This is a genomic window from Enterobacter cloacae complex sp. IR53030 (genome assembly GCF_049238365.1).
Lineage (GTDB): Bacteria > Pseudomonadota > Gammaproteobacteria > Enterobacterales > Enterobacteriaceae > Enterobacter > Enterobacter kobei.
Genome location: NZ_JBMKHA010000019.1, coordinates 24,560 through 44,536, shown reverse-complemented (window position 1 = coordinate 44,536; position 19,977 = coordinate 24,560). Strand labels below are relative to the sequence as shown.

General features: G+C 59.5%; 21 protein-coding genes, 1 pseudogene and 1 riboswitch. Of the genes and pseudogenes, 14 read left to right on the top strand and 8 right to left on the bottom strand.

Annotated features, from left to right (window positions below):
- Positions 1-32: 32 nt before the first annotated feature.
- A complete protein-coding gene (locus tag ACOTXR_RS18235) occupies positions 33-1,529 on the bottom strand; it encodes an NCS1 family nucleobase:cation symporter-1 (RefSeq protein WP_023332644.1) in 1,497 nt (498 codons plus the stop codon).
- Positions 1,530-1,673: 144 nt separating this feature from the next.
- On the opposite strand from ACOTXR_RS18235, the gene ACOTXR_RS18230 reads away from it, so the two are divergent.
- The 3 genes and pseudogenes from ACOTXR_RS18230 (at position 1,674) to puuE (ending at position 4,081) form a co-directional block, all read left to right on the top strand.
- Complete coding sequence (locus ACOTXR_RS18230) at positions 1,674-2,390, top strand: GntR family transcriptional regulator (RefSeq protein WP_014883286.1); 717 nt, start codon at positions 1,674-1,676, stop codon at positions 2,388-2,390.
- Positions 2,390-3,261 (top strand): annotated as a pseudogene (locus ACOTXR_RS18225) (aspartate/glutamate racemase family protein); the annotation flags it as partial. The gene ACOTXR_RS18230 and the pseudogene ACOTXR_RS18225, both read left to right, overlap by 1 nt.
- On the top strand, positions 3,182-4,081 hold the full coding sequence (gene puuE, locus ACOTXR_RS18220; RefSeq protein WP_226856271.1) for an allantoinase PuuE: 900 nt from the start codon (positions 3,182-3,184) through the stop codon (positions 4,079-4,081). The pseudogene ACOTXR_RS18225 and the gene puuE, both read left to right, overlap by 80 nt.
- A gap of 48 nt (positions 4,082-4,129) precedes the next feature.
- Here puuE and hpxZ read toward each other — a convergent pair whose 3' ends face one another.
- From hpxZ to hpxW, 4 genes are read right to left on the bottom strand one after another with little or no spacing between them, the layout of a single operon-like run.
- On the bottom strand, positions 4,130-4,516 hold the full coding sequence (hpxZ, locus tag ACOTXR_RS18215; protein ID WP_032637027.1) for an oxalurate catabolism protein HpxZ: 387 nt from the start codon (positions 4,514-4,516) through the stop codon (positions 4,130-4,132).
- Positions 4,513-5,910, bottom strand: a complete 1,398-nt coding sequence (locus ACOTXR_RS18210; RefSeq protein WP_047028034.1) for an AtzE family amidohydrolase — start codon at positions 5,908-5,910, stop codon at positions 4,513-4,515. Before ACOTXR_RS18210 ends, hpxZ begins: the two co-directional genes overlap by 4 nt.
- Complete coding sequence (gene hpxX / locus ACOTXR_RS18205; protein WP_023332649.1) at positions 5,907-6,095, bottom strand: oxalurate catabolism protein HpxX; 189 nt, start codon at positions 6,093-6,095, stop codon at positions 5,907-5,909. Before hpxX ends, ACOTXR_RS18210 begins: the two co-directional genes overlap by 4 nt.
- A 10-nt stretch (positions 6,096-6,105) precedes the next feature.
- Complete coding sequence (gene hpxW, locus ACOTXR_RS18200) at positions 6,106-7,689, bottom strand: oxamate amidohydrolase (RefSeq protein WP_058689788.1); 1,584 nt, start codon at positions 7,687-7,689, stop codon at positions 6,106-6,108.
- 144 nt (positions 7,690-7,833) lie between these two features.
- Here hpxW and hpxU point away from each other — a divergent pair, with 144 nt between their 5' ends.
- The 7 genes from hpxU to hpxK all read left to right on the top strand — a co-directional run bounded on the left by hpxU (position 7,834) and on the right by hpxK (position 14,206).
- Positions 7,834-8,673 carry a MurR/RpiR family transcriptional regulator HpxU gene (hpxU, locus tag ACOTXR_RS18195; RefSeq protein ID WP_078310199.1) on the top strand — a complete coding sequence of 280 codons (840 nt, stop codon included), beginning with the start codon at positions 7,834-7,836 and terminating at the stop codon, positions 8,671-8,673.
- A 192-nt stretch (positions 8,674-8,865) separates the two neighbouring features.
- Entirely contained in the window at positions 8,866-9,648 is a 783-nt protein-coding gene (locus ACOTXR_RS18190) for a transporter substrate-binding domain-containing protein (protein WP_058689786.1), read from the top strand.
- A 4-nt stretch (positions 9,649-9,652) separates the two neighbouring features.
- The gene (locus tag ACOTXR_RS18185; protein WP_023332651.1) at positions 9,653-10,318 is read left to right on the top strand and encodes an amino acid ABC transporter permease; all 666 of its coding nucleotides are present in this window, start codon (positions 9,653-9,655) and stop codon (positions 10,316-10,318) included.
- Positions 10,318-10,974: an amino acid ABC transporter permease gene (locus ACOTXR_RS18180; protein WP_078310221.1), complete on the top strand. Its 657-nt coding sequence runs from the start codon at positions 10,318-10,320 to the stop codon at positions 10,972-10,974. The genes ACOTXR_RS18185 and ACOTXR_RS18180 overlap by 1 nt, the downstream gene beginning before the upstream one ends.
- On the top strand, positions 10,955-11,692 hold the full coding sequence (locus ACOTXR_RS18175) for an amino acid ABC transporter ATP-binding protein (RefSeq protein ID WP_008499843.1): 738 nt from the start codon (positions 10,955-10,957) through the stop codon (positions 11,690-11,692). The genes ACOTXR_RS18180 and ACOTXR_RS18175 overlap by 20 nt, the downstream gene beginning before the upstream one ends.
- A gap of 13 nt (positions 11,693-11,705) precedes the next feature.
- Complete coding sequence (locus tag ACOTXR_RS18170) at positions 11,706-12,947, top strand: pyridoxal-phosphate-dependent aminotransferase family protein (RefSeq protein WP_032637023.1); 1,242 nt, start codon at positions 11,706-11,708, stop codon at positions 12,945-12,947.
- On the top strand, positions 12,944-14,206 hold the full coding sequence (hpxK, locus tag ACOTXR_RS18165; RefSeq protein WP_050862043.1) for an allantoate amidohydrolase: 1,263 nt from the start codon (positions 12,944-12,946) through the stop codon (positions 14,204-14,206). Before ACOTXR_RS18170 ends, hpxK begins: the two co-directional genes overlap by 4 nt.
- On the opposite strand, the gene ACOTXR_RS18160 is transcribed toward hpxK, so the two are convergent.
- Entirely contained in the window at positions 14,172-15,173 is a 1,002-nt protein-coding gene (locus ACOTXR_RS18160; protein WP_058689784.1) for a magnesium transporter, read from the bottom strand. The genes hpxK and ACOTXR_RS18160 overlap by 35 nt on opposite strands.
- 60 nt (positions 15,174-15,233) lie before the next feature.
- Positions 15,234-15,403: riboswitch (M-box (ykoK) riboswitch) on the bottom strand.
- Between the two features lie 158 nt (positions 15,404-15,561).
- Here ACOTXR_RS18160 and ACOTXR_RS18155 point away from each other — a divergent pair.
- Positions 15,562-16,062 carry a DedA family protein gene (locus ACOTXR_RS18155; RefSeq protein ID WP_058689783.1) on the top strand — a complete coding sequence of 167 codons (501 nt, stop codon included), beginning with the start codon at positions 15,562-15,564 and terminating at the stop codon, positions 16,060-16,062.
- A 103-nt stretch (positions 16,063-16,165) separates the two neighbouring features.
- Positions 16,166-17,407, top strand: coding sequence for a bifunctional glucose-1-phosphatase/inositol phosphatase (gene agp / locus ACOTXR_RS18150; protein WP_058689782.1), 1,242 nt, complete (start codon positions 16,166-16,168; stop codon positions 17,405-17,407).
- A 33-nt stretch (positions 17,408-17,440) separates the two neighbouring features.
- On the opposite strand, the gene ACOTXR_RS18145 is transcribed toward agp, so the two are convergent.
- Both ACOTXR_RS18145 and wrbA read right to left on the bottom strand, forming a co-directional pair.
- Positions 17,441-17,668, bottom strand: coding sequence for a YccJ family protein (locus ACOTXR_RS18145; protein ID WP_014883300.1), 228 nt, complete (start codon positions 17,666-17,668; stop codon positions 17,441-17,443).
- An 18-nt stretch (positions 17,669-17,686) separates the two neighbouring features.
- On the bottom strand, positions 17,687-18,283 hold the full coding sequence (gene wrbA, locus ACOTXR_RS18140; protein ID WP_014883301.1) for an NAD(P)H:quinone oxidoreductase: 597 nt from the start codon (positions 18,281-18,283) through the stop codon (positions 17,687-17,689).
- Positions 18,284-18,674: 391 nt separating this feature from the next.
- Here wrbA and ACOTXR_RS18135 point away from each other — a divergent pair, with 391 nt between their 5' ends.
- Positions 18,675-18,845, top strand: a complete 171-nt coding sequence (locus ACOTXR_RS18135) for a general stress protein (protein WP_023332656.1) — start codon at positions 18,675-18,677, stop codon at positions 18,843-18,845.
- A gap of 116 nt (positions 18,846-18,961) precedes the next feature.
- Entirely contained in the window at positions 18,962-19,882 is a 921-nt protein-coding gene (locus ACOTXR_RS18130) for a DMT family transporter (protein ID WP_058689781.1), read from the top strand.
- Positions 19,883-19,977: the final 95 nt, after the last annotated feature.

Genomic DNA, 19,977 nt, shown 5'->3' with positions numbered 1-19,977 from the left:
AGTTACGCTGCGGCCAGAGGAGGAGGGAAGGGTTACTCTTTTTGCGTTGCCACGCGGGAGCTGAACGTCGTCGCGCCTGCTGTCTCGCGATCTTCCCGCGCCAGCCAGCGGTAGGTCACGCCGCCGAGGAAGACGCCGATGAACCAGCTGAAGTTCGCCACCTCATGCAGGGCCGGGATAAAGCTAATCACCAGGCCCACGGCAACGGACGGGATCAGCGCGCCGATGGCTTTCGGGTTAAAGCCGTTGCGATACCAGTATTTGCCCTTTGGCGTGTCATCGAACAGGTCGTCAACCGACACCTTGCCGCGTTTAATCAGGTAGAAATCGGCAATCAGTATGCCGAACAGCGGGCCGATAAACGCCCCGAGCACGTCCAGGGTGTAGTGGATTAACTCCGGTGAGTTGAACAGGTTCCACGGGGTGAGCAGGATCGAGCCGACGGCAGCAATCATTCCCCCGGTGCGGAAGCTGATCTTCTGCGGCGAGCAGTTAGAGAAATCAAAGGCTGGCGAGACAAAGTTCGCCACAATGTTAATCCCGATGGTGGCGGTGATCATCGTCAGCAGGCCAATCGCCACGGCCAGATCGTTACCCACACGGCTGACGGTTTCAATCGGGTCGGTGATCATGCGGCCAAACAGCGACTGGGTACCGGAGACAATCACCACGGTGACGATGGAGAACAGCAGGAAGTTAAACGGCAGACCCCAGCGGTTACCGCGGCGGATCTCCCCCATGCTTTTCCCGTAGCGGGAGAAGTCACCAAAGTTGAGCAGCGGGCCGGAGAAGTAGGAGACCACCAGCGCGGTCGCGGTGATCATCTGCCAGGTTTGCTCGCCCGCGGTCAGGGATTTGCTGGCGAGGGTAAAGGAGATCCCGTCAAAACCGGTCTTGTATACAATCCAGCCCGCAAGGGCCAGCATCACTACGTAGACCGCCGGACCGGCGATATCAATGAAGCGCTTGATGGCGCTCATCCCGTGCCAGAAAACCATCGCCTGCAATACCCACATGATGGCGAAGCAGATCCAGCCCAGATGTGACAGGCCGAGGAACGCGCCGGTGGTGAGTGAAGAGAGCGACGGCCAGAACTTCAGTGCCACCAGCATCAGGGCGTTGGCGGCCAGGTAGGTCTGGATGCCATACCACGCAAAGGCGATAAGCCCGCGGATCACCGCCGGAATGTTCGCCCCAAAGACGCCGAACGCCTGACGGCTGATCACGGCATAGGGCACGCCCGCCATCTGGCTCGGTTTTGCGACCAGGTTGGCGCACAGTTGCACAATACAAATCCCCACCAGCAGGCAGAGTAACACCTGCCAGCTTGCCAGCCCGAGCGTAAAGAAGCTCGCGGCGACCACATATCCCCCCATGCTGTGAACGTCCGACATCCAGAATGAAAAGATGTTGTACCAGCTCCAGTTCTGGTCACGCGTGGGTGCCAGATCCTCATTGCAAAGACGTGGGCTGTAAACCGCACCGGAATCAGCGGCCGTACCCTGCTGCGCGTTTTGACTGTTTGGCATGAAACCTGCTCCTGTGAATGAAAACCCGTTGAGTGGGAGTGCAAACGGTGTTGCAGGATTCAGGCCAAAATAATAAATCTTGTATGCAATATTTTATTTTTATGTATATGATTCGATAACGAAAGGTAAAGCACGGAGTGGTGAATGAACAACGTAAATGGCCTGCAGACCGCGCCAGACCTGCATGACAAAGACGAATCCATCTTTCAGGCGCTGATGACCGCAATTGTCGAACATCAGTTGCTGCCGGGGAGCAAATTGCCGGAAGAGGCGCTGGCCGAGGTGTTTGGCGTGAGCCGTACCGGCATCCGAAAGGTGCTGCAACGACTCGCCGCTGTGCAAATGGTCACCTTAACGCCCAAACGTGGTGCACACGTCGCCAGCCCGACGGTAGAAGAGGCGCGGCACATCTTCCGCACCCGCGCGCTGCTGGAGGTCGCTAATCTGCCGGACGTGCTGGCCCACTGCCAGCCGCCGCATCTGGCAGCACTGGAGGCCATTATTCGTCAGGAGCAGCAGGCGCACGAGGCCTATGACGGCCCGGCGGCGATCCGCCACTCCGCCAATTTTCACATTCAGCTACAGGCCATCTCCGGCAACCAGGTGCTGACGGAGATGGTGACCGGCCTGAGCCAGCGTTCATCGCTGGTGATTGCCACCTGGGGTGCGCCGTGGCGGCAGGGCTGTCGCTGCAACGATCACGAACAGCTGGTGGATCTGCTGCGCCAGAAGGCGCTCCAGCCGCTCAGCGAGGCCTTAATGCACCATTTTGAACATATCGTCGCCAGCCTCTGCTTCGAGCGGGCGGGCGAGTGTCTGCCTGATTTTGCCCGGCTGTTTGCCGGCCACAAGGAGTCGTAATGTCGTCTGTCTGTATACAAGTGATCAACCCCAACACCAGCCTCGCCATGACGGAAACCATCGGTGCGGCAGCCCGTGCGGTGGCTGCACCGGGAACGGAAATCCTCGCGGTCTGCCCGACCGCAGGCGTGCCGTCCATCGAAGGCCACTTTGACGAGGCCATTGCTGCCGTGGGCGTTCTCGAACAGGTCAAACTCGGCAGACAGCAGGGCGTGGATGGTCACGTTATTGCCTGCTTTGGCGACCCGGGTCTGCTGGCGGCGCGCGAGCTGGCCCAGGGGCCGGTGGTAGGGATTGCTGAAGCCGCCATGCATATGGCGACGCTGGTGGCGACGCGCTTTTCGGTGGTCACCACGCTGCCGCGCACGTTGATTATCGCCCGCCATCTGCTGCATCAGTATGGCTTTCAGGACCACTGCGCGGCGCTGCATGCCATCGATCTCCCGGTGCTGGCGCTGGAAGACGGCAGCGGTGTGGCGCAGGAAAAGGTGCGCGCGCGCTGTATACAGGCGCTGAAAGAGGATGGCTGCGGGGCCATCGTGCTGGGCTGCGGCGGCATGGCGACGCTGGCGCAGGAGCTGACGCGCGAACTGCGCGTGCCGGTTATCGACGGCGTCAGCGCGGCGGTGAAGATGGTGGAGTCGCTGGTGGCGCTGGGGCTGTCGACCAGCAAGCACGGGGATCTGGCCTTCCCGGAAAATAAAGCGTTAAGCGGACAATTTCAGGCACTGAATCCATTTTAATTTTTGGGGGTGGCAATGGGGACTTTTGAACAGGATTACCCGCGTGATCTGCGCGGTTACGCAGGCAACCCACCGCACGCGCGGTGGCCGAATCAGGCGCGCATCGCCGTGCAGTTTGTACTCAATTACGAGGAAGGAGCGGAAAACCACGTTCTGCACGGCGATGCCGGATCCGAGCAGTTCCTGTCGGACATCATCGGTGCCGCAAGCTACCCGGACAGGCACATGTCGATGGACTCGCTCTACGAATACGGCAGCCGCGCCGGGTTCTGGCGCATCCACACTGAATTTCAAAAACGCGGTCTGCCGCTGACGGTCTTTGGCGTAGCGATGGCGCTGGCGCGTCATCCGGAAATCGTCGAAGCGATTAAGGCGGCGGATTATGACGTGGTCAGCCACGGCTGGCGCTGGATCCACTATCAGCATATGGACATCGCCCAGGAGCGCGAGCATCTGCATAAAGCGGTGCACGTGCTGACCGATCTGTTTGGCAAACCGCCCACAGGCTGGTACACCGGGCGCGATAGCCCCAACACGCGCCAGCTGGTCGTGGAGCATGGCGGCTTCGACTACGACAGCGACTACTATGGCGATGACTTACCCTTCTGGACGGAAGTGGCCTGTAGCGACGGGACCCGTAAACCGCACCTGATTGTGCCCTATACGCTGGATGCTAACGATATGCGCTTTGCCACCGCGCAGGGGTTTAATACCGCCGAGCAGTTTTATACGTATCTGAAGGACAGTTTTGACGTGCTGTACGAGGAGGGGGAGCGCGCGCCGAAAATGATGTCTATCGGCATGCACTGCCGCCTGCTGGGGCGGCCGGGGCGTTTTCGCGCGCTACAGCGGTTCCTGGATTACGTGCAGCAGCATGAGCAGGTGTGGGTCTGTACCCGCCAGCAGATTGCCGACCACTGGCGGGAGGTGCATCCGTTTCTGAAATAATTGTGCGATGTTTTGCCGGGTGGCGGCTGCGCCTTACCCGGCCTACGACTACGACATCAAACTCACCTGCGCCGCCACGATCCGCCACCCACAGGCAAACCGCACCCATGTCTGCTGCTGGCGGCCGATGCGTTCGCTACCTTCACGGGTAAACTCGGTGCTGCACACGGCATAATTCTCCCCGAAGGTGGTGATGACGGTGTGACGCAACATTCGCGCCAGCCCGGCTGACGGTCGCGCCGCACGAAAGGCGCGGATTTCATCAATGCCGTACAGGTTTTCACCTGCCCCCAGACGCACCGTATTTTTGTCGTGCCAGAACAGTTCATCCAGCACGGTAATGTTGTTGCTCACCAGCGCATCTTCATAGCGGTAAAACGCCGCCGTCACTTCGGCTACCACCCACGGCAGGTTAATGTCATCGTGATTGATCATGCCGCCACCTCCGCCGGGCGGGCATCGGTGATGCCACTCTCTTCCAGCACGCGCGCGACGCGCAGGCAGGCCTGCTCGTTAAACGGCGCGGCAATCAGCTGCAGGCCAATCGGCATACCCCGGGCGGTGCGTAGCGGAACGGTGGTCACCGGCAAACCCAGGAACGAAATCGGTTGAGTGAGCATGCCCATGCTGGCGCGAATGGGCAGCGGCTGACCGTTAATCTCCATGGTTTGCTCACCGATCCGTGTGGCGCTACGCGGCGTTGCGGGGGCGATCAGGACATCGGCTTGTTCAAACAAGGCGTTGAACGCCTGACGCGCCTGAGCGCGAAACCGCTGGGCCTGAATATACCAGGCGGAAGGGATCATCGCGCCTGCCAGAAGCCGTTCGCGGGAATGGGGTTCAAAACGCTCAGGCTCGCGGCGAAGCGCGGGCAGGTACTGGTTACCCCCTTCCGAGGCGCTGGTGATAAACGCCGCGGAGCGCGCCAGCCCGGCGTCGGGGAACTGCAGCTCCTCCTGCACGTCGAGGGCCTTCGCCACCCGCGCCACGGCGTCCCGGGCCTCCGTGTCGCACCAGGTGGTGAAGTAGCCGCCAAGCACCGCACAGCGCAGGCCGTCCAGACCGCGTTCGAGCAGGGGACGCGTCTCCTCGCGCGAGCGTTCTGCCTGAAAACCGTCGCGGGTATCGCGCCCCTGCAGCGCGTCGTACACCGACGCCAGATCGCACACGCGGCGCGCAAAGGGCCCGATATGATCCAGACTCGCGACAAACGGATGGCTACCGGATCGCGACAGGCGGCCAAAGGTGGGTTTCAGGCCATAAATCCCGCACAGGGATGCCGGAACGCGAATGGAGCCGTTGGTGTCGGTGCCGAGCGAAAAATGCACCAGCCCGGCGGCCACGGCGGCGGCTGAACCGCCGGACGAACCGCCCGCGATGCGCGTCAGGTCGTGCGGGTTATGCGTCGCGCCGTAGTGGCTGTTTTCGGTGGTAAAGCCGTAGGCATAGGCATCCATATTCACCATCCCGGTCAGTAACCCGCCCGCGCTACGCAGCTGACGTACGGCAAAACTGTCAGTGGCCGCGGGAGGGCGCTGGCTGAACAGCTCGGCCCCGGCGAGGGTAGTATGCCCGGCAACGTCAAACAGGTTTTTCACCGCATAGGGCACGCCCGCCAGCGGTGGCAGGGGGCGCTTTTCGCGGCGCAGGGTGTCGATATTCGCGGCCTCGGCGAGCATGCGCGCTTCCGTCACGGCGGTCCAGGCGTTGATCTGCGGATTCACGCGCGCAATCGCCTCCAGCGTCTGACGGGCAATCTCATGGGCGCTCAGCTCGCCCGCACTCAGCGCCTGCTGGATTGCGCTGATACTCATCTCGTGTAGCGTCATGCTTTATACACTCCTGCGATCTCCAGACGGTCATCGAGCGGCAGCGCCATCAATGGAGCGGCCATGCTGGCAATGCGGCTGAACTGTACCTGCAGCTCGGCGCGGCGGGCATCATCCAGCGTCACGCCAAGAACGGTCTCCATTTGCGCGAGATAGGCATGCCAGTCGGGTTGTTGTGTCGTCATTATTCTCTCCTCAAAATCCGGCGGCCGCGCCGTTGCTGCGCGGATCAAACGACCCTTCAAACAGCCCGTTGGGGTGGCGAACAATCGCCCCCGCGTGGCCCATGGCTTCACTGAAGTCCGGGAAGATCTCCACGTCGTGTCCACGCGCCCTGAGCTGTGACACGGTCTCATCCGAAAAGCGTCCTTCCAGTTTTAACGTGTCCGACGTTTGTCCCCAGGTACGCCCCAGCAGCCAGCGCGGGCGAGCGATGCTCTCCTGCAGGGGCGCACCCTGGACCACATAGCGGGTAAACAGCGTGGCCTGCGTTTGCGGCTGTCCATCGCCGCCCATCGAGCCATAGACCATCACGCGCCCGTCCTTGAGGCGCGCCGCCGCCGGGTTCAGGGTGTGGAAAGGCTGTTTGCCCGGCGCGAGGGCCAGAAGATGACTGGGGTCGAGACTGAACGATGCGCCCCGGTTCTGCCAGACGATGCCGGTATCGGGCAGTACCACGCCGCTGCCAAATTCGTGATAAATACTCTGGATAAACGACACGGCAAGCCCGCTGTTATCCATCACGCCCATCCACACCGTATCGCCGGGACCTTTGCCGGTGCCCCACGGCGCGGCACGGCTGTCGTCAACCCTGTCGGCAAGCGCCTGAAGGGCGGTGGGTGCCAGCAGTGCCTGAATATCCGTTTTCAGCTCGCGCGGATCGGTAATGTGCGCATCGCGCAGGCCAAAGGCCAGCTTGGTGGCTTCAACAATGCGGTGAATCGTCCCCGCATCGTCAGCCTCCGCCATATTCAGGCGGTCTGTGATGCCGAGTATCGCCAGCGACACCAGCCCCTGGGTCGGCGGGGCGTGGTTATAAATTTCTCCCTGCTGATGCTGCAACTTCAGCGGCGAGGTACGCCGGGCGACGTGGGCGTGTAGATCGGCCAGCGTGACCGGCAGGCCCAGCGTCTCCATACCCTGCGCCAGCACCTCCGCCAGCGGGCCGCGATAAAAACTGTCCAGACCGTCTTCCACCAGGCGCGAAAGGGTCGTGGCCATGGCGGGCTGGTAAAAACGGCTCCCGACCGGCGGTGGCTTGCCGTCCACCAGCCAGGTTTCGGCAAAGCCGGGAACGTCCTTTAGCTCGTCAAATTTACTGGCGGTGGCATGCGCCTGTGACGCCGTGACCGGGGTACCGTTTTGCGCGTACTCAATGGCGTCGGCCAGCAGGCGGGACAGCGGCAGCGCCTTGCCCGTCATCTCGCGCGAGACCTTCAGCGCCTCGTCCCAACCGCTCACCGTGCCGGCAACGGTCAGCGCCGCCTGAGGGCCGCGATGAGGGATATGCGGGAGCCCGTCGTAGGCCGCGAGCGTCGCGCGCGATCCCGCCGCACCGCTGGCATCAATGGCGATCGGATCCCCTTCCGGCGGCACGATAAGCCAGAAGCCATCGCCACCCAGCCCGTTCATGTGCGGGTAAACTACGGCAATGGTGGCCGCCGCCGCGACCATGGCTTCTATCGCGCTGCCGCCTTCGCGCAGGACGGCCAGCGCACTCTGGCTGGCAAGGTGGTGGGGGGCAACAGCCATCCCGTGTGTGGAGACATTACTTTGCATGAAGCGTCCTCATAACCCTGAAAGTCACAAGGTGCTGCAAAAGCTGTTCCAGTTCTGAATAAAAAGTTTCATGCCAGTTGCCGCAGAAGCTGGCATGCTTAATGAATAGTGAGTATGAGATGAAACAAACGTTACAGAGGCGTTATGGAACAGCTTGATGAACGACTGAAAGCGCAATACCCGTCACTGTCGCCGCAGGAGCAGCGGGTGGCGGATTTTATTTTCGATCATTTTGACGACCTTATTAGCTATAACAGTGCTGAGCTGGCGCAGCTGAGCGGGGTATCGAAAGCCACGGTGAGCCGTCTGTTCAAGCGTCTGGGCTATGAGAAGTATAAAGAGATGCGTGACGAGCTGCGCACCCTGCGTCAGAGCGGGATGCCGCTTACCGATAACCGCGACGCGGTGCTGGGCAATACGCTACTGGCGCGCCATTATAAGCAGGAGATGGCGAACCTGACCCAGTGGGTCAATGCTCTCGATGCTCAGCAGTTTGCCGACGCCATGGCCTGCATGGTGAAGGCGCGGCGCATTGTCATTATTGGCATGCGTAACGCCTATCCCGCGGCGCTCCACCTGCGCCAGCAGCTGCTGCAGGCGCGCGGTCAGGTGCTGGTGCTTCCTCAGCCAGGGCAAAGCCTGAGCGAAGAACTGGTGGATTTAACCCCTGACGATCTGGTGGTGATGATGGCCTTTCGCCGCCGTCCGCGCATTATCCGCCCGCTGATGCAGCAGCTTCAGAGTAGCGGTATTCCGGTGCTGCTGATGTGCGAGCCGCAGGCGCACAGCCTGTTTCCGCTGGCGAGCTGGCAGCTCTGCGCCCCGCTGGACAGCGTTTCGGCCTATGACAGCTATTCCTCGGTCAACAGCCTGATCAACCTGCTGGCGAATGCCTTCCTGCATGACAGTCTCGATAAAGGCCGTCCGCGCATTCACGAGATTGCTTCCCTTTATCAGCAGCTGGACGAACTCGAACAACGATAATGGGGCGTCAGACTGGTGCTTTGCATTGAAATGGTGCAACTTGGCGGGGCGTGAACATCCTCAATTTTTCGCTCCGTCCGCGTTTTATCAGGCTTTATAAGAATATCCCCCGTTTCGCCTCACCTGGCACATTAGTTGCAAAATCACATTCAAAGAATCTTTTGTTTCATGTTAACGTTACGGGGAAGCACCATGAAAAAACTGTTGATTGCACTCGCCGGGGCCGCATGCCTCTTCACACAACTGCCTGCAAAGGCTGACCAGCTTCAGGATATCGAGAAGCGCGGCACCCTCCGCATTGCCGTGCCGCAGGACTTCCCGCCGTTTGGCTCGGTGGGGACCGACCTGCAGCCGCAGGGCTACGACATTGACATGGCACGCTATCTGGCGAAACAGATGAAGCTCAAGCTGCAGCTCGTGCCGGTGACCAGCGCCAACCGTGTGCCGTATCTGCAAACCGATAAGGTGGATCTGGTCATCTCCAGCCTCGGGAAAAACCCGGAGCGCGAGAAGGTGATTGATTTTAGCCGCGCCTACGCGCCGTTCTTCCTTGGCGTGTTTGGCCCGAAAGGGGCCGAGCTGAAAGATGCCGCCGGGCTGAGCGGAAAAACTATCGGCGTGACGCGCGGGGCGGTGGAGGACATGGTACTCACCAGCCTGGCGCCGAAAGATGCCAACGTGAAACGTTACGAAGACAATAACACCACGCTCTCTGCATACCTTTCCGGACAGGTGCAGTACGTGGCGACCGGCAACCTCGTGGTGGCGGCGATTTCCCGCCAGAATGCTGATAAGGCCCCGGTGCCGAGCTTTATGCTGAAAGATTCACCGTGCTTTATCGGCCTGAAGAAAAACGAACCGGCCCTGAAGGCAAAAGTGGATGCGCTGATTGAGCAGGGCATTAAGGACGGCACGCTGAACGGTCTGTCTGAGCAATGGCTGAAGGCCCCGCTGCCGGCAAACCTTGGCGGCTGAGCCGATGACTGAGCAACTTCATTTCTCTGAACTGTGGCCGCACTGGCCGGCGCTGCTGGCGGGATTGTGGGTCACCATCCAGCTGACGGTGATGGCGACCGTCGGCGGGCTGGCGATAGGGATTTTCGGGGCGGCGATCCGCAGCGGACGCCCAACGTGGTACAGCCGGATCTGGGGCGGTTACGTGGAGATTATCCGCAACACGCCGTTTGTGGTGCAGCTATTTTTCATCGTCTTCGGCCTGCCGAATCTGGGCCTGAAGATGACGGCGGGGGAAGCGGCGCTGCTGGCGATGGTGGTGAACCTTGGCGCTTACAGCACTGAGATTATCCGCGCGGGCATTCAGGTAACGCCGAGAGGGCAGTGGGAGGCCGGACGCGTGCTGGGGCTGACCCGCCTGCAGACCTTTATTCGCGTGGTGCTGCCGCCCGCGCTGCAACGTATTTATCCGGCACTGGTGAGCCAGTGCATCATCGTGATGCTCGGCTCGTCGGTGGTGTCGCAGGTCTCGTATGAAGAGCTGACCTTTGCCGCCAACCTGATCCAGTCCAGAACGTTTTTGAGCTTTGAGGTCTATCTGGTGACAACCGGTATCTACTTAGCGCTGTCGATTACCCTGCGCCAGCTGATGATGGCGGCTGGACGGAAATGGCTGGGGGTGCAGGCATGATGACCACCTTTACCGACTGGGACATTATTCGCAACCTGCTGCTGGCCGGACGCTGGACGGTGCTGCTGTCGCTGGTGGCGTTTGTCGGCGGGGCGGTGGTGACGCTACCGCTCCTGCTGCTGCGCCTGACCGGCGGTCGCACGGTGAAGCGCATCATCCGCGGCTATATCGAGCTGTTTCAGGGGACGCCCCTGCTGATGCAGCTGTTCCTGGCCTTCTTTGGCGTGGCGCTGTTCGGCTTCGACGTTTCGCCGTGGACCGCCGCCTCGCTGGCGTTAACCTTCTACACCAGCGCGTTTCTGCTCGATATTTGGTTCGGTAGCATCCGTGCGCTGCCGAAAGGGCAGTGGGAAGCCTCGCGCTGTCTGGGACTGACCTTCGGCCAGACCCTGTTTCGCGTGGTCGCCCCGCAGGCATTGCGCATCGGCATCGCCCCGACGGTCGGCTTTGCCGTGCAGGTGATCAAAGGTACCGCACTGGCGTCGATTATCGGCTTTATCGAGCTGACCAAGGCCGGGACCATGCTGACCAACGTGACCTATCAGCCGTTCAAAGTCTTTGCGCTGGTGGCGCTGGGCTACTTCATTCTGTGTTATCCGCTGTCGCGCTACAGCCGCTATCTGGAGACGAAATTCAATGCCTCTCATCACCATTAATCAGGTACAGAAGTACTACGGTGATAACCACGTGCTCAAGGGTGTCGATCTGGATATCGACATGGGCCAGGTGATCTCCATTATCGGGCGCAGCGGATCGGGAAAAAGCACGCTGCTGCGCTGTATCAACGGCCTGGAGGGCTATCAGGACGGCAGCATTAAGCTGGGCGGCATGACCATTACCGACCGGGATTCCCAGGCGCGTGAAATCAGCCGCTCGGTGGGGATGGTGTTCCAGAGCTTCAACCTGTTCCCGCACATGACGGCGCTGGAAAACGTCATGCTCGCCCCGCGTCGGGTGCTGAAGAAAAGTGCTGCCGAATGCCGGGAGCTGGCGCAGCGCATGCTGGAGAAAGTGGGCTTAGGCGATCGTCTGGATTACTACCCGTCGAGCCTCTCCGGCGGCCAGCAGCAGCGCGTGGCGATTGCCCGCGCGCTGGCGATGTCGCCTAAAGTTTTACTCTGTGACGAGATCACCTCCGCGCTTGACCCGGAGCTGGTGGGCGAAGTGCTCAAGGTACTGGAGCAGCTGGCCGCCGAGGGGATGACCCTGATTCTCGTGACGCACGAAATGAATTTTGCCCGCGAAGTGGGCGACCGCGTGGTGTTTATGCACCAGGGGAAAGTCTGGGAGCAGGGCGACAGCAAAACGCTGTTCGCCAACCCGCAGACCACGGAACTGAAGCAGTTCATCTCCTCCGTGCGCGGCCTCAACTGATAAGGACTGACTCATGGATATTGCACATTTTCCGCAAATTAACCCGCCGCAGCGTCTGCTGATGGGGCCGGGGCCGATCAACGCCGACCCGCGCGTGCTGCGCGCTATGTCGAGCCAGCTGATTGGCCAGTACGATCCGGCCATGACCCACTACATGAACGAGGTGATGGCGCTCTATCGCGGCGTATTCCGCACTGAAAATCGCTGGACGATGCTGGTCGACGGTACCTCCCGGGCGGGGATTGAAGCGATACTGGTTTCCGCCATTCGCCCGGGGGATAAAGTGCTGGTTCCGGTCTTTGGCCGCTTTGGTCACCTGCTGTGCGAAATTGCCCGCCGCTGTCGGGCGGAGGTGCATACCATCGAGGTGCCGTGGGGCGAGGTGTTCACCCCGGACCAGGTGGAGGATGCGATTAAGCGTATTCGTCCTCGCCTGCTGCTCACCGTACAGGGCGACACCTCCACCACCATGCTGCAGCCACTCGCGGAGCTTGGCGCTATCTGCCGCCGCTACGACGTGCTGTTTTACACCGACGCCACCGCGTCGCTCGGCGGCAACGCGCTGGAGACCGACGCCTGGGGGCTGGATGCCGTCTCGGCCGGGATGCAGAAGTGTCTCGGCGGGCCATCGGGGACTTCGCCAGTCACCCTGAGTACGCGGATGGAGGAGGCGATTCGCCGCCGCAAGTGCGTTGAGGCGGGCATTCGCACCGACGCCCACCGCGACGGCGACGAGGAGATGATCTACTCCAACTACTTCGATCTTGGCATGGTGATGGACTACTGGGGGCCGGAACGGCTGAATCACCATACCGAAGCCACCACAGCGCTGTTTGGCGCCCGCGAATGCGCGCGGCTGATCCTGCAGGAAGGGCTGGATAACGGCATTGCCCGCCACAAGCTGCACGGCGATGCGCTCCTGAAGGGCATTCAGGCGATGGGGCTGGAGACCTTCGGCGACCTGAAGCACAAGATGAATAACGTGCTGGGCGTGGTGATTCCACAGGGCGTCAACGGCGACGAGGTGCGTAAGCTGATGCTGGAGGATTTCGGGATTGAAATCGGCACCTCGTTTGGCCCGCTGCACGGTAAAGTGTGGCGCATTGGCACCATGGGTTATAACGCGCGTAAGGATTGCGTGATGACCACCCTGAGCGCGCTGGAGTCGGTGCTGAACTACCTGAAATTCACCACCACGCAGGGGGCCGCCATGCAGGCCGCGTGGGATCACTATCGCCGCGAGACGCCGCAATGAGCCCGGCGGCAGAACGGGTGATGGCGCGCGCCGATGCGCTGGCCGCCATCAGCGAAACGCCGGATGCGCTGACCCGGGTCTACCTCTCGGCGCAGCATCTGCAGGCCAACCAGCTGGTCGGGCAGTGGATGAGCCAGGCGGGGATGACCGTCTGGCAGGACAGCGTGGGCAATATCTGTGGACGCTATGAAGGTGCTCAGGAAGGGGCGCAGGCGGTGCTGCTCGGTTCGCATCTGGATACCGTGCGCAATGCGGGGCGCTACGACGGTATGCTCGGGGTGCTCACCGCGATTGAAGTGGTGGACAGCCTGCACCAGCAGGGCCTGCACCTGGCGCAGGCCATTGAGATTGTCGGTTTTTGCGATGAAGAGGGCACCCGTTTCGGCATTACGCTGTTAGGCAGCCGGGGGCTGACGGGCACCTGGCCGCAGGACTGGCTGGAAAAAACCGACGCCAGCGGCATCAGCGTGGCACAGGCAATGGTGCAGGTGGGGCTCGATCCCGGCCGCGTGTCGCATGCTGCACGCCGTCCCGAGGATTTCAGCGCCTACCTGGAGCTGCACATTGAACAGGGGCCGTGCCTTGAGCAGGACGGTCTCGCGCTCGGCGTGGTGGAAGCCATCAACGGCGCGCGTCGCCTGAATTGCCGTTTCACCGGCGAAGCCGGGCACGCGGGAACCGTGCCGATGAACCATCGTAAGGACGCGCTGGCCGCCGCTGCCGAATGGATGGTTCTCATCGAAAATACCACCCGGCAGCAGGGCGGCAATCGGGTGGCGACGGTCGGGGAGCTGCGCTGCCTGCCCGGTGCGGTAAACGTGATCCCCGGCGAGGTGCATCTCTCGCTGGATATCCGCGGTCCGCAGGATGCGCCGCTGGATCGGTTGCTGGCCGAATTGCTGGAAAATGCGCAGGCAATCGCGTCGCGACGCGGACTGCAGTTCAGCGCCGAGGAGTTTTACCGCATCGCGGCCACGCCGTGCGATATCCACCTGCAAAACGTGTTAGGGGAGGCCGTCGAATCGGTGCAGGGGCGTTCACTGTCGCTGCCCAGCGGCGCGGGCCATGATGCGATTGCCATCGCGGAACGCTGGCCGGTAGGGATGCTGTTTGTGCGCTGCAAAGGCGGCGTCAGCCACCACCCGGCAGAGTCGGTGGTGGCTGAGGATGTCGCGCTGGCGATTGAGGCGTTTTCGCGAGCGGTGATCCAGCTGGCGGACCGCGTTACTCCAGCCCCAGCGTATATTGCGCGATCTTGAAGTAGATAATCAGCCCGGTACCGTCGATAAGCGTCGCGATAAACGGCGCGGAGACGACCGCCGGGTCAATGCCGCAGCGTTTGAGCACCATCGGAATCACGGACGACACAATCGCGCTCCACAGCGTTATGCACACCAGCGTCAGGCTGACGATAAGCGTGATTTCCAGCCCAATCCCCATCATCCACGCGCGGATACACCCGGCAATCCCGAGCGTCACGGCAATCATCAGCGAAGTGGACATCTCTTTTCGCAGCACGCGCCCGACGTCGCGAAGATGCACCTCTCCCAGCGCCATGGCGCGCACCAGCGTGGAGGTGATCTGCGTTCCGCTGTTGCCGCCCGTGCCGATCAGCAGCGGAATAAAGAACGCCAGCGCAATGGCGGACTCCAGCGCCTCTTCGAAGTGCTGGATCACCGAACTGGTATAGGCTTCTGCGACAAACAGCAGCAGGAGCCAGACGGAGCGTTTCTTCCACAGGCTGAAGGCGCTGGTTTCCAGATAGGGCTTCTCCAGCGGCAGCGTCGCCCCCTGAAGCTGAGCGTCTTCGGTGACGTCATCTTCCAGCAGATGGGCGATTTCGCGCTCGGTCAGGCAGCCGACGAGCTTGCCGTGGGTGACCACCGGCACAACGTCCGCGCCGCCGTGCGCCAGCTGGCCGGCAACATCGGCACGTTCATCCTCCGGTTTGACCTGTAAAAACTGCGAGATCATCAGCGATTTCACCGGCTGTAGCGTATCGGCGGTTTGCAGCAATTTACGCACCGCAATCATGCCCGCCAGGCGGCCATTGTCTTCAATAAAAATATGTGATGGAATATCGTCGTCTTTTAATTTTGCGAAGAATTGCTCGCGCGCCAGCGCCACGCATAATGCAATATCAAGGACGATAAAATCGGTATTCATATATTGCGCGATGGCGCTGTCATTGAATGCCGGGTTTTGATTGTGAATAGCGTAAGACATAGTGAATTCCCTTTGAATAATAACATCTCTCAGGGGCGAGCAAGACAGGGCATGTCGAAGAGGAGATCCCCACGTCCTGGGTTCAGCACTGTACACCGTATCCCGCAAGGGAAGTTATACTGACAAAGCCTTGATTCGACAGTGCCTGTTTTACCCTGTGTTGGTTCTCTCGAACCCACCAGAGCGATAACGTGTATTTGTACAGGAGCCTCGCCATAACGAGATCGTTGTAAAACGTGAGGGATAATACGCATATTTAATTTTACCGCTCAGGATTTTAAATAATGTTTAAGAACGGTTTAGAAGAATTTTATTAATACGATGTTGAGGGTTTATTTAAGGTTATTCATTTTAAATAAAAGATTAAATCATCACGAGGATGGGGTAAATGGCGTGGTTTGATCATCTGCTTACTCATTTTGCGCTCTATCCGGCACATCTGTTTGCGTTGTTATTCGTGATGGCGCTGGGTAAATCGACGGTACTGATCTCCTCCGTGCTGCCACCCGCCTCGGTGATGCTGCTGGCGGGCATCGGCGTCAGCCAGGGGAGCATGCATCCTGGGCTCGCATGGCTTGCCGTGGTTATGGGGGCAACGGTGGGATCGGTGCTGAATTACCATATCGGCCAGCTGATGGGACACACCCGGCTGGTCACGCGTTTCACGTCTAAGCATGCCGACAGGTTTTTGAGAGTGCAGCATCAGCTGCAAAAGAACGGTGAAATTGCGTTGTTTACGTCGCGCTTTCTGGCGGTATTGCGTTATATCGTGCCGCTGGCAGCGGGGATGCTCAGGCTAAGCGCCGTGAAGGTCTACGCCGTCAGCCTGCTTTCTGCCTGCGCGTGGGCGGCGCTGTATGTTGGTATCGTCACTGGTATCAGCGTCTGAATCGGCGAGTAAGGTATTCATCAGATTGAGAAATGCTTCCCGGAAAATTGTCACGAATCTGTCACACTGAATGCGACATTTTAAAACGAGTGAGGAATTAGGGATGAGAAAAGCACTACTCGCGCTGGCAGTCGCCGGTTCCATTTCAGCAACGTTTGGCGTGCAGGCACAAGAGACGCCGGAAGGGTATCAGCTGGAGCAAGTTTTAATCATGAGTCGCCATAACCTGCGCGCACCGCTCGCCAACAACGGCAGCGTGCTGGAGCAGTCCACGCCGAAACAGTGGCCAGAGTGGGAGGTACCGGGTGGTCAGCTCACCACCAAAGGCGGCGTGCTGGAAGTCTATATGGGTCATTACATGCGCGAGTGGCTGGCGCAGCAGGGGATGATAAAGACTGGAGAGTGCCCGCCAGCGGAGACCGTTTATGCATATGCCAATAGCCTGCAGCGTACCGTTGCGACCGCACAATTCTTCATTACGGGCGCGTTCCCGGGGTGCGATGTGCCTGTGCATCATCAGGAAAAAATGGGCACCATGGATCCTACCTTTAATCCGGTCATTACCGATAACTCGCCTGAGTTCCGCGAAAAAGCGCTGAAGGCGATGGAGACCGAGCGGCAGAAAATGCAGCTTTCAGAAAGCTATAAGCTGCTGGAGCAGATGACGAACTACGTCGATTCGCCGTCCTGCAAAGAGAAAAAAGTCTGCTCGCTGGCGGACGCGAAAGATACGTTCAGTGCCGACTATGAAAAAGAGCCAGGCGTGTCCGGTCCGCTGAAAGTGGGTAACTCGCTGGTGGATGCGTTCACGCTGCAATATTACGAAGGTTTCCCGGCTGACCAGGTGGCCTGGGGTGAGATCAAGACTGACCAGCAGTGGCGTGTGCTGTCGAAGCTCAAAAACGGCTATCAGGACTCGCTGTTTACCTCCACCGAGGTGGCGCAAAACGTGGCCAAACCGCTGGTGAAATATATTGATAACGCGCTGGTCACCGATCAGGCGAAAGCGCCTAAAATCACCCTGCTGGTAGGGCATGATTCGAACATTGCGTCGCTGCTAACCGCGCTGGATTTCAAACCGTATCAACTCCACGATCAGCACGAGCGCACGCCAATTGGCGGCAAAATAGTCTTCCAGCGCTGGCATGACAAAAACGCTAACCAGGAACTGATGAAAATTGAGTATGTCTACCAGAGCTCAGAGCAGCTGCGAAACGCCAGCGTGCTGTCGCTGGAATCCCCCGCGCAGCGTGTAACGCTGGAGCTGAAAGGCTGCCCGGTGGATGCTAACGGCTTCTGCCCGGTTGATAAGTTTAATGCGGTGATGAACAGCGCGGCAAAATAGAGGATAACCCCCCGCAAAGGCGGGGGGAAACGTTCAGACGTTTTTACGTTCGATGGTCTGTTCGCCCCAGAAGAGCGAGTCTTTGTCCGTCTTTTCGAAGGCGCGAACCAGCACTTCGTCGCTACCTTCTTCCCAAATCTGCTCTGCCAGTTTCTCGTCATATTTCGCGACTTCAAAAATGGCTTCGGCAATCTCCGGAGAGGTATTGCGTAAACTTGCCCATTCACCCACGCGGTGGGCTTTTGATTCCTGAGTTGGCATGCTTGTCCTCCTGTTGAGTTAGCCGTTCAGTTTTTTGGCGAGGCCCGCGACATGCTCACCCTGATAACGGGCGATGGCGAGCTCTTCGTCGCTCGGCTGTCGGGAACCATCGCCGCCGGCAATGGTGGTTGCACCGTAGGGAGTACCGCCACGTACCTGAGAAACATCAAAGAGTTCCTGCGCGCCGTAGCCAATCGGCACAATCACCATCCCATGATGAGCAAGGGTAGTCCAGGTTGAGGTAATCGTCTGCTCCTGACCGCCACCGGTGCCGGTAGAGCTGAAGACGCTGGCGAGTTTGCCGTATAAAGCGCCTGAGGCCCATAGCCCGCCCGTCTGATCGAGGAAGGTGCGCATCTGGCCGGACATATTGCCGAAACGGGTTGGCGTCCCGAAAATAATCGCATCGTAATCTGCCAGCTCCTGAGGCGTGGCGACCGGGGCATTCTGTGTTTTTCCCCCGGCTTTGGCGAAGGCTTCCGCCTGCATGGTTTCCGGTACGCGCTTCACCACAACCTCAACGCCGTCCACCCTGTTTGCACCTTCTGCGACTGCGTGAGCCATGGTTTCAATGTGTCCATACATGGAATAATAGAGCACCAGAACTTTTGCCATTTTGCATCACTCCTCGTTTGTGTTTTCTGACAGCGGATCGCTGCGTTCATTTAAAGATATGCCATCACGGCCAGACTGCAAAAATGAACACCATTTCTTTGATTTATAACAATATGATTGGGGAAGCGTGCTGTAGCAAAATGAAACAACTTTCTCGCCTCCGTTTTTTGAAATGATAAGAAAGAGTTATGAATCTCCGTCGTGTTATCTCACCCGAAAGACTGAGATCCTGTTGCAGGATATTACCAGCGGCTTGCCGGACAGCCTTAGTCCACTAAGCTTAGTTTCACGCGGCACAGATAAAGGCACTGTCCTCATGCCGCGAGGTGAAAGAATCCTCTTTTACTGAATGCAATATGATGTCTAATGTTTCACACTCTGGAGGTTAGAGATGGCAAACCATCGTGGTGGTTCAGGTAATTTCGCTGAAGACCGTGAAAGAGCATCAGAAGCAGGTCGTAAAGGTGGCCAGCATAGCGGGGGCAACTTCAAAAATGACCCTCAGCGCGCATCAGAGGCTGGCAAGAAAGGGGGTAAAAACAGCCACGGCAGCAATAAGTAACGCGCCAGGCTGAACCCTGCCGCCGGGCGTTCCCGGCGGTTTTTTTATTTCTGCAACATTGAACTGTAACCAAAGGCGACGCACACTACAGAATTGTTCTCATTTGCTGGTGTCGCATGTCTGTCTCACGCTTTAAATTCTCCGTAAAACCGCAGGAAGCCATCCTTATTCTCATCACCATGTTCTGGGGCGGGACGTTTCTGGCCGTCCAGTACGCGGTAACGCTGAGCGATCCGTTCTTTTTTGTTGGTCTGCGCTTTGCGACGGCGGCGATAGCCGTGGCGCTCGTATCGCTAAAATCCCTGCGCGGATTAACCCTTAAAGAGCTGAAGGCCGGGGTGGCGATCGGGGTGGCGATTGCAATGGGCTACAGCCTGCAGACATGGGGATTACAGACTATCTCCAGCAGCAAATCGGCATTTATCACCGCCATGTATGTGCCGCTGGTACCGCTCCTGCAGTGGCTTTGCCTGGGGCGGATGCCGGGGATGATGTCCTGCATCGGTATCGTGCTGGCGTTTATCGGCCTGATTTTGCTGGCCGGGCCGGAAAATAACCTGCTGGCACTTGGACCGGGCGAGATCATTACCCTCGTCGGGGCGATTGCCATTGCGGCGGAAATTATTCTGATTAGCGCCTGGGCGGGCAAGGTGGACGTCAAGCGCGTGACGGTGGTCCAGCTCGCCACGGCCTCGCTGGTGGCGTTTGCGACGATGGTACCGGCCGGGGAGTCCGTGCCGCCGATGTCTACCGGTCTGATCGTGGTCGCGTTGGGGCTGGGCATCTTCAGCGCCATTATTCAGGTCACCATGAACTGGGCGCAGCGCAGCGTCTCCCCGACGCGGGCAACGGTGATCTACACCGGCGAACCGGTATGGGCGGGGATTTTTGGTCGCCTCGCCGGAGAGCGTTTGCCGCTGCTGGCCCTGGTCGGTGCGGCATTTATTGTCGCCGGGGTGCTGGTGAGCGAGCTGAAGCTAAAAAAACGACGCAAGGCGATTACCGGGGTGGGGGGTGAACAAGGGGCAGATAGCTAACAACGTGCACTCTGCCCGTTTTGCCCGGCGGCGCTACGCTTGCGCGGGCCTACATGCTCATTGTAGGCCGGGTAAGCGTAGCGTCACCCGGCAAG